We start from the raw sequence: 9,783 nt of genomic DNA on the forward strand, positions 1-9,783 counted from the left end.
TCCGGCCGCGCCCCCCATCACCCCATCATCCCCACAACGCTTCCCGCAGGCCCGAACGCCGTTCGCTCCTCCGCGCCGCAGCGGACCGCAGGATCTCCTCGTCCGCCCAGATGACCGCACCGGTCCGGGCGCGGGTGAGTCCCGTGTAGACCAGTTCCCGCGTGAGCACGGGGCTGTCGAAGGGGGGGAGCACCAGCAGTATCCGGTCGAACTCGGACCCCTGGCTCTTGTGGACCGTCATGGCAAAGACCGTTTCATGGGCCGGCAGTCGGGCCGGGGAAATCTTTCTGACTCCACCGCCGGGCGCGGGAAAGCAGACGGCCAGCCCCCCGCTGAAGGCGGGATCGGCAACGGCCAGGCCGATGTCACCGTTGAAGAGCCCCAGCCCGTAGTCGTTCACCGTCACCATGACCGGCCGCCCCGGGTACCAGACGCGGTCGGCATCGATGAGCCCCTGCCGCGCCAGGACCCGCTCGATGGCCCGGTTGAGCCCCTGCACCCCATACTCCCCCTGCCGGACGGCACAGAGGACCCGGAAGCGGTCGAAGCAGGCCAGTGCCTGTTCCGGGTCTGCCTGGCGCAGATACTCACCGTACCCCGCAACAACGCTCTCGGCCAGGGCTCCGGCAAGCCGCTCCGCCGGCGGCACCGGCCAGAGCGCCACGCCGTTGTCCATCCCTTCTCCTGACACAAGCGCCATGAGCCGGTCCCCGTCGCCCTCGTTCACGGCCGCACTGGCCGCGCCAATGGCGCTGGCCGCACCGAAGCGGTAGTTCCTGCGCAGGATCACCAGGGAGTCGGCCGGCGTCCCCGACTGCCCGTCCCCGTCGTCCCCGGCTTCTCCCTCGATCTCCTCACCCGCGGCATCACGGATGAACTCCCGGAACGGGGCCGAGAACCGGTGCGCCCGCCCGGTGTCGCAGATGTCGCCCAGCACGGCCCCGGCCTCCACCGAGGCGAGCTGGTCCCGGTCCCCCAGGAGGATGAGCCGGGCCGACGGCGCCAGGGCCTCCATCAGCCGGGCCATGAGGGGCAGCGGCACCATGGAGGCCTCGTCCACCACGACCACCCGGTGCGGCAGCGGGTTGCGCCGGTCGTGACGGAAGCGGACCGAGCCGGGAATCACCCCCAGCAACCGGTGGATCGTGGAGACCTGGCCGGGAATCCGCTCCGCCACGGGGGTTACCGATGCCAGGCGCTGCCGGGCATCGCGGATGGAGTCGCCGAGCCGTGCCGCGGCCTTGCCCGTGGGCGCTGCCAGGGCAATGCCCGCCCCTTCCTCGCCGGCCTGCTCCAGGAGCAGGGCCAGGATCGAAACCACGGTGGAGGTCTTGCCGGTACCCGGCCCCCCGGAGATGACGCAAAAGCCGCTCCGCACCGCGGCCGCGGCAGCCACCCGCTGCCAGTCCACGGCATCGTCACCCTTCGGCCCGAAGATCCGGTCAATACCGGCCCGCAGGAGCGGCAGGGAAACGGGACGGAGCTCTGCGGATTTTTGCTTTATGAATTCAGTAACTAGGTATTCATAGCTCCAGTATCGATAGAGATAAAGGCGGTTCTTTTCGTCCAGGATCAGGGGGGTGCGGCCACCGGGCGGGCCAACCACCGGCAGGGCCCTGAGGGTGGCGGCCAGGGCTGCGCCGTCGCTGCCAAAGGCCTCGTCCAGGCGCAGGCAGACGTGGCCGGCCCCCACGGCGGCGCTGGCGTGCATGGCGGCCCGATGGAGATCGTCGTTCCGGCCGCCGGCCAGGCGGCAGAGGAAGTCGGCAAAACAGGCGTCGATGTCGCGGAACTGCAGGTCGTCGGCGCTCACGGCGCTCCTCCTTCCCGCCCGGCGAGGCAGTCGGTCAATGCCCGCACCAGGTCGGGCCGCGGCAGGTCATGATAGACCCCCAGGGCGGGGCGTTCGGGATCGATCCCCCGCAGGAACAGGTAGAACACCCCGCCGAAGTGCTCCTCGTAGCGATAGCCGGGCAGGCGGCGCTCCAGGAAGCGGTTGAGGGCCACGGTGTAGAGCAGGTACTGGAGGGGATAGAGGGAGCGCTCCATCTCCCGGCAGAGGCGCTCGGGGCCGTAATCCTCGGCCCGGTTCCCCAGGTGGTTCGATTTCCAGTCGATCAGGTAGTAGCGGCCGCCATGGCTGAGCACCAAGTCAACGAAGCCGCGCACCATGCCCCGGGCCTCGCCGAAGGCGATCCGGCGTGCCACCGCCCCCAGGTCGGCCCCCTGGGGGAGCACCCCGGCCCCGGCCAGGATGGCGGCCACCTGGGTGTCCCGCACGAACCGGAGCGGGAAATAAAACTCCAGCTCCGCCAGCCAGCTGCCGGGGACCAGGTCGGCCAGGCGGAAAGAATTCCCCTCCCCGCCCAGAGGAACATTTAGGACGTTGCCGACCATGCGGCTCACCGGATCGAGCCACTGGGCGCCATGGCCGTTGCGCTCCAGTTCGCGCCGGACCAGGTCCCGCACGGCATCGTCGCCGGCAACGGCAAAATCGAGCTGCTCGAAGAGGCCGTGCAGGAAGATGCCGGCCCGGGGTCCCCGGGGAAAGGCGAACATGGAGCCCTCGGGCGGGGCTGCCGTGTCGCTGGCCGCGTCGGGCGGAAGCTCCGGCGGGGTCTGGTCCCGGTCCGGCAACTCGGCGGTTTCCCGGTGCCCCGAGGCAAAGGAGGTGAAGCTGGCCACCCGCCAGCCCGCGTCGATGTCGCCCCTGAAGTCCCGGCAGACCAGCGGCGCCTCACCCACGGCCGGCCGGAAGCGGGGCAGTCGGACCGGGCACGGTTCTTCGGTCACGGCCACGCCCCCGCCGCTCAACGCTTTCAGGTGATCGAGCCGCTCCAGCAGAGTCTGGTCGGTCGCCTTCTTCAGGGTCCCCTCCAGGAGCGCCACCGGGTCGCCTCCCCCGTCGGGCCGGCTGCCGTGGAGGAGCCAGCCCGGGGCCGAGGTCTCGGCGCCGCGGAACTTGCCCCAGACCAGGTAGGCGCGGCACCGGGCCCTGGTGAGGGCCACGTAGAGGAGGCGGAGATTCTCGGCCAGGGCCTCGGTCCGGGCCCGGCGGCGCCGCTCGTCCCGGCGGTCGGTGCCGAAATCCGCCACCAGCCGGAAGCCCTCCTCGTGGCAGAGGGTCAGGTCCCCGTCATCCCGCAGTCCGCCCCACATGAAGGGGGCAAAGACCACGGGATACTCCAGCCCCTTGCTGACGTGGACCGTGACGATGCGGACCGCCCGGTCGTCCGATTCGAGCCGGATCTGGTAATCCTCCCCGGGCGGGGGCACACTCACCCGCTCCCCGAACCACGCCGTCAGGGCATCGGGGCCGAGACGCCGCTCAACGGCCGCCTGGTGGAGCACCTCGGCGCAGTGGCGCAGGTTGGTGAGCCGCCGTTCCCCGTCGGGCAGGGGAAGGCACCGCTCCCTCACCCCCTCCCGGTCCAGGAGGGCGCGGAACATGGTCATGAAGCCCCGCTCGCGCCAGAGGTCGCGGTAGTCGCGGAAGGCGGCGATCCGCTCTTCCCAGGCCGCCTCCTGCTCCATGAGAAGCGCCAGGTCGTTGCCGTTGAGCCCGAAGAGCGCCGTGACCAGGGCCGCCCTGACCCGCCCCTCGTTCCCGGGCTCGGCCACGGCCCCCATCACGGTCCAGACCTCGCCGGCCTCGCGGGTCTCGAACAGGCTGTCGGCACTCTGGACCACGGAGGGGATGCCCCGCTCCCGCAGAGCCTGCTGAACCAGGCCCGCCTCGAAGTGGGACCGGACGATGACGGCCACGTCGCCGGGGGTGAGGGGCTGCATCCGCCCGTCCTCGTCCTCCAGGCAGGCCGTGCCGGCGCGGCCGTCGGCCAGGAGCCCGGAGATCTCGTCGGCAACGGCGGTGACGATCCGCTGCCGGCCCGTGCCCAGGTTGATGCAGTCGCGGTCGCTCTCGCCCCGGCGGAAGAACCAGAGCTGGAGCGGCGCCGGATCGCGGTCGCCGAAGGAGCATCCCTGCCGCCGGGCCGCCGTGACCGGGGGAAAGGCGATGTCGCCGGCCAGGAAGGGGTGCTCCCCCCCCAGGCGGAACAGGGAGCTCACCGCATCGACCATCTCCGGCGTGGAGCGCCAGTTGCGATCCATGGTGAAGCGCCGCTCCGCCGGGATCTCCTGCCGGGCCTCCAGGTAGGCGAAAACGTCGGCTCCCCGGAAGCTGTAGATGGCCTGCTTGGGGTCGCCGATCAGGAACAGGGGCACCGCGCCGCCGCTGAAGACCGCCCGGAAGATCCGGTACTGGACCTGGTCCGTGTCCTGGAACTCGTCGATGAGGGCGGCCCGGTAGCGCTCACGCAGCCGGTCGGCCAGGGCCGCGCCGCCGGGCCCGTCGAGTGCGGCGTGGAGGTCCGTGAGCAGGTCATCATATCCCCGGACGTTGCGCTGAGCCTTGAGCGCGGCCAGCCGCTCCCGGCCCCGGGCCGCGAACTCGGCCTTCAGGAGCAGGAGCCGTTGGGAGGTGAGCCGCGCCAGGCGGTCGCAGAGATCGAAGCAGTCGTGCCGGGGCGGATCGGCCTTTTTGAGCCGTTGCCCGGCCAGGAACCCGGTGGTGAATTTGTCGAACCCGGCAAAGAGCGCGTAGGGGTCCGTCCCGGCCGCATAGCCGTCCATGGCGGCCAGGAGGCCCGGCACCAAGTCCGGGTGGTAGTTGCTCCTGGAGCGGCTCAGCCCGGGATCGGCGGCCAGGATGGCGGCGATCTCCGCTCGTTGCGTCCGCCAGAGGGACGCGAGCGCGGCAAAGGCGTCCCGGATCTCCCCGGCCACGCGGTCCGCTTCACCGGAATGCCAGACCGGCTCCACGGCCAGGTGGGGCTTGCCGGCAATGTTCCGCAGAAATGCCGCCAGCTCCTCCGGGGACCAGCGCCGGCCCAGGGCCAGGGGGAGCAGCGGCGCGTCCGCGCCGAAGAAGTGACGGCGCCAGAAATCGTCCGCCACTTGGCGCAGGAGCGGTTCCTGGTCCGCCGCCAGTTCGGTGTCGAACAGGGAACCGCTCTCGAAGGCGTTTTCCTGGAGCGCCCGGAGGCAGAAGCCGTGGATGGTGGAGATGGCGGCGCAGTCGAAGGTCTGGAGGGCGCTGTCGATCCGGGACAGGGCCGTGGCGTGCCCCGGCCAGCGCTCACCCAGGGCCAGCCGGTCGAGGAACTCGTCCGGCCCGCCCCCGCCGGCGAACCGGTCGCGGGCCTGGCGCAGCCGCTGGCGGATGCGGGCGCGCAACTCCTTGGTGGCCGCCTCGGTGAAGGTCACCACCAGGATGTTTTCAGGGAGCAGCCCCTCCCCTTCCACCACCAGGCGCAGGTAGAGGCAGGCAATGGCAAAGGTCTTGCCCGTGCCTGCGCTGGCTTCCACCAGATTGTGGCCGGACAGTTCCACGGTCAGATTGTCATGGGGTCGCAGGGAAGTCACCGCTCGTCCTCCCGGTGGGCCAGCAGGGGGGTCAGGATTGCGACGGACGTCTCGCGGAAGGCGTCGTCCAGGGGATCGGCAGTGCCGAAGCAGAGCGCATGGTAGGGATCGTCCCCCTCCGGGTAGAAGTCTCCCTCCCAGGCGGTGCGGGCCGCCGCCATCTCGCCGTTGCGGGCAAAGGCCAGGGAGCTGCGCGGGAAGAACCGCAGCGGCTCCCGGCTCCCCTGCCTGTAGTACGACACTAGCGCCTCCAGGTGCGCAAGGGGGTCGGCCACGGGACGGAGCGCCAGTTCGCCGTCAGCGGCCAGGAGCCTGCTTGCCGCCCCGGTGGCGGGCCCTGCCAGGGCATTGAGGACCAGGTGCTCGATCCAGAGCCGGATGTGGTCGCGGCCGGACAGCTTGGCACAGCGCCAGCGGATCAGGCCGGCGGGCCAGAGGGAACCCAGTTCTCCCACGAGCCGCCGCTCACCCACCCGCAGGTCCACGGTCACGGGTTCAAGGGGAGGCAGGCTGCTGGTTGCCAGCCGGACCCGGTCGGCCAAGTCCCGCACCCGTGCGGTGAGCCCCGCAAAGGCCAGCTCTCCCTGGCGCGCCGGCGGCAGGCCGCCCCGGGCCCGGGCCACGGGGAGGAGGTCGGCCGGGTCGCCGCCCGCCAGAATGTGGTCTAGGATCTCCTGTTCCAGCAGGAAGGCATCCAGGGAGTCCAGGGCAAAGGGCTCCCGGTCCTCCAGGGGGGAGCGGCTCTCCTCCAGGCGGATGCCGAGCCGGTGGCGCATGAGGTAGCGCACCGGGTGCTCGAAAAAGGAGATGAGCTGCGCCAGGGGCAGGATCTCCGTTTCGTCGGCCAAAGCCGAAGCAGGCGAAGCCAGGGGATGCTCCAGGAAGGGGCGCGGTGCGTCGCCCCTGTCGCGCCGGGCCAGGGCGCGGCACTCCTCGGCTGCGTAACTGAACAGCCCGCCGTCTCCGGTGAAGTAGGCGGGGCTGAAAGGCTGGAGCCGGTGCCGCGTCACCAGGGAGGCCGGGAACCGGTCGGTGCCGTCCGTGAAGCGCGATCCCAGGTAGTCGAGGAACTCGCTCACCAGCACCGAGGGGGGAAGCTCGGCGTTATCCCGGACGCTCTGGCCGGTGTAGCTGATCACCAGGCGCTCCCGGGCCGAGAGGAGGGCTTCCAGAAAGAGGTAGCGGTCCTCCTCCCGCAGCGACCGGTCGCCGGGGCGGCGGTCTGCGGTCATCAGGTCGAAGCCGGCGGCGCGGTCCCGGCGGGGGAAGGAGTCGTCGTTCACCCCCAGCAGGCAGATCACCCGGAAAGGGATGCTCCGCATGGGGAGCATGGCACAGAAGGTTACCCCGCCGGTCATGAAACCGAGCCCCTGCTCGGGCTTGTCGAGCCGTTCGCCGAGCCAGGCCCTGATCACGGACCGACCCACCTCGTCCGTGAAGCCGGAGCCCGCGCCGAGTTCGCCGAGGCCGTCCACGATCCTCCCCAGGGCGGCACGCTCGAAGGCGGTGGCGTCATCGGGATTGAAGAAGTCGGCCAGGATGCCGCGCAGGGTCGCTGTCCACCCCTCAAGGGAGCGGGGGCGCACCAGATCGCGCCGCACCCGGTCCAGGGCCTCCACGAAGCGGATGAAGCGCCCCAGGAGCACCGGCCCGTCCCCTTCCATGGCATCGTGGGGGAGGATGCCGCCGAACATGGCCCCTTCCTCGTCGGGCATGGCCACCCCCAGCAGCAACCGGTCGAGCCCGGCCTGCCAACTGTTCTCCCGGTAGGCCGGCAGCCCGGCAGCCCGGCGCTCGTTCTCGTCCATGCCCCAACGGATGCGGGTGGCCTCCACCCAGGAGCGGATCTGTTCGAGACCGGCCTCGTCGATGCCGAAGCGGCGGTGGACCGCGCCGGTCTCCAGGATGTCCAGCACGTCGGTCACCGGGAAGCGGCCCAGGGGCAGGTCGAGGATGGCCAGGAAGGTGTCGGCCGCCCCCCCGGCACACCGGATGCTCCGGTCGGCAATGGAAAACGGGATCCGCCGCCGCTGTTGATCCTGACCGCCGCCGAACACCGCGGCAACATAGGGGGCATAGGTCTCGATGTCCGGCGTCATCACGATGATATCCCGGGGCGTGAGGTCGGGCAGGTCCTCGAACATGGCCAGCAGGACGTCGTGGAGCACCTCCGCCTCGCGCATGGGGCCGTGACAGGAATGAATCCCGATCGAGCGGTCGCCGGGGTCCACCCGGACCAGACGCGGAGTGCCGTCGGCCTCGTCCAGGGTGAGGATGCCGTTCTGCACCGCGGCCAGCAGCGTTTCGCCGGGGGCTTCGGCATAGAGGTCGCGCTCACCGCCCGACAGGTCGTCGCAGGCCAGGATGAGGGACGAGAAATCACGCCCCGGCTTACCCAGGGAGGCAAGCAGCGGATGCCCCTCCACGGCCTGCTGCCGGCGCTCCGGGGTCATCCGCGCCCGGGCGCCGGGCGAGACGATATCCCCCCAGTATTCCCGGCAGGGGCTCAGGACGAACAGGTTCACCGGGCAGAGCCGGGCCAGGGAGGTGAAGATCTCCAGGTGGAACGGCGGAAGGTACGAGATGCCGAAGACCGACACCCGTTCGGGGCAGACGCCGGCAGGGAGACGCCCCCCGGCCAGCTGTTTCAGGAATGCGTCGCGCACGGCCCCCCGGTGGGTACCGGGACTGTCCGCGGTCAATGCGCGCCAGAGCCGGGCCTGCCACTGCTGGTCCCGCCCCGTTTCCCAGGCCGTCAGCAGGTCGCCCCGGAACACGGTGTACTGGTCAAAGGTATCGGCGATCCTGGCCGCAAGCTGATAGAGCCGCAACTCCCGGTCCTCCCCGGCCAGATATCCCCGCAACTGGCCGAAGGCCGGTTCCGGGAGCAGGCGCGGCAGCAGGTCCATGATCCGCCAGGTCAGGATGGCGGGGTCAAAGGGGGACTGGTCCGGCAGATGGGGTAGCGCCGCCCGGAAAAGCGACCAGACAAAGGCATTGGGAAAGGGATAGGAGCCGTTCGCCCAGATCCCCAGGCGCTTTGCCAGTTCCATGGCGAGCCACCGTTCCATGCCCCGGCTCTGCACCACGATGGTCTCGGGAACAAAGGGTGACGACAGGGGGGGCTCGACCACGGCGCAAAGCTGCTCGACCAGGGCCTCCATCCGGTTGCTCGTGTAGATGGTCAGGGGCAACGGTCCTCTCCTTTCCCCTCCTCCAGGGCCAGGGCCACCGCCTCCGCCAGGGCGTCGAGACAGGTGGCGGCGCCCAGGTGGCACGATATCCCGGCCAGGTCCCGAACCACAACCTGCGGGTCCATGCCCGAGAGCAGGCCACGGGTGATCATTCGGGTCAGGCCGTCCATGACGGCGCTGCCGCACCCGCCCGCCTTGCCGAAGCGGCAGAAGACCTCAACGGGCAGGCCGGTGTCCGGGTCGTGGTTGACCGTCACATAGAGCTTGCCGCAGTTGGTCTCCAGGGCCGCGGTCGTGCCCCGCAGCGCCGCGGGACGTTTTCGTTCCGTCATGGGATGCTCCTCCGGGGGATATGAAGGCAGGCTACAGTATCGTCCAACAGTGCGACAGAATACGTCCTCTATCCCGCCTGCCGGGTATGCCCCAGGAGTCGGTTATACCCCGAACGCACCTCTCCTGCCAAGGGCTCCGACTTCTGGCGCCACATTTTGTTGACACAATGATAGATGGCGGAGTATTAAAGGAAATTCCGTGGTTCACGGCCGCTCCTGTCCGAGCCCGCCGGGTGAGGTGATCGGCCGCAGAACCATGGGTCTGGAATTACCGAAAGAGACCGTCGGTACGACTGCAGACAGTGTTCAACTGCTGAAATCTGATTCATTCCCGCAAAGGAGGAGAGACACCCGGCATGATAACGATCGATTTCCAGAAGATGGGAGGGCTCATCCCGGCCATCATCCAGGACCACGCCACCAACGAGGTTCTCATGGTGGCCTTCATGGATGAAAAAACCCTCAACCTCACCCTTGAGAGCGGCAAGACCTGGTTCTTCAGCCGCAGCCGCAACAAGTACTGGATGAAGGGCGAGGAGTCGGGCAACACCCAGGAGGTGGTCGAGGTGCTCACCGACTGCGATGCCGACGCCGTGGTCATCAAGGTGAAGCAGAACGGCCCGGCAGCCTGCCACACGGGCAACCGGAGCTGCTTCTATGTCCGGTGGGAGGACGGCCAGTGGGTCGAGCACTCCGAGCCCCTGTTCGATCCGGCGGAGGTATACAAGAAATGAGCGGACTTCTCAATTTCGGCGTGCCCAAGGGTAGCCTCGAAAACGCCACGGTCGAGCTGTTCCGCAAGGCCGGCTGGCAGATCAGCATCTCCTCTCGCA

The 9,783-nt window shown here is 69.6% G+C and carries 5 protein-coding genes and 1 pseudogene; 2 read left to right on the plus strand and 4 right to left on the minus strand.

Annotated elements, in window-relative coordinates:
* Positions 1–25: 25 nt before the first annotated feature.
* From recD to AC6CDK_RS11505, 4 genes are read right to left on the minus strand one after another with little or no spacing between them, the layout of a single operon-like run.
* Positions 26–1,813 (minus strand): exodeoxyribonuclease V subunit alpha, encoded by a 1,788-nt coding sequence (gene recD, locus AC6CDK_RS11490; RefSeq protein WP_039645061.1) that lies wholly within the window; start codon positions 1,811–1,813, stop codon positions 26–28.
* On the minus strand, positions 1,810–5,424 hold the full coding sequence (gene recB, locus AC6CDK_RS11495; protein ID WP_192905138.1) for an exodeoxyribonuclease V subunit beta: 3,615 nt from the start codon (positions 5,422–5,424) through the stop codon (positions 1,810–1,812). Before recB ends, recD begins: the two co-directional genes overlap by 4 nt.
* On the minus strand, positions 5,421–8,618 hold the full coding sequence (gene recC / locus AC6CDK_RS11500; protein WP_192905139.1) for an exodeoxyribonuclease V subunit gamma: 3,198 nt from the start codon (positions 8,616–8,618) through the stop codon (positions 5,421–5,423). Before recC ends, recB begins: the two co-directional genes overlap by 4 nt.
* Positions 8,609–8,950, minus strand: a complete 342-nt coding sequence (locus AC6CDK_RS11505; RefSeq protein WP_192905140.1) for a TSCPD domain-containing protein — start codon at positions 8,948–8,950, stop codon at positions 8,609–8,611. Before AC6CDK_RS11505 ends, recC begins: the two co-directional genes overlap by 10 nt.
* Before the next feature lie 356 nt (positions 8,951–9,306).
* On the opposite strand from AC6CDK_RS11505, the gene hisI reads away from it, so the two are divergent.
* A complete protein-coding gene (gene hisI / locus AC6CDK_RS11510; protein ID WP_010942178.1) occupies positions 9,307–9,684 on the plus strand; it encodes a phosphoribosyl-AMP cyclohydrolase in 378 nt (125 codons plus the stop codon).
* Positions 9,681–9,783: pseudogene (locus AC6CDK_RS11515) on the plus strand (ATP phosphoribosyltransferase); the annotation flags it as partial. The gene hisI and the pseudogene AC6CDK_RS11515, both read left to right, overlap by 4 nt.

The organism is Geobacter sp. PheSNFMC, from assembly GCF_059620965.1.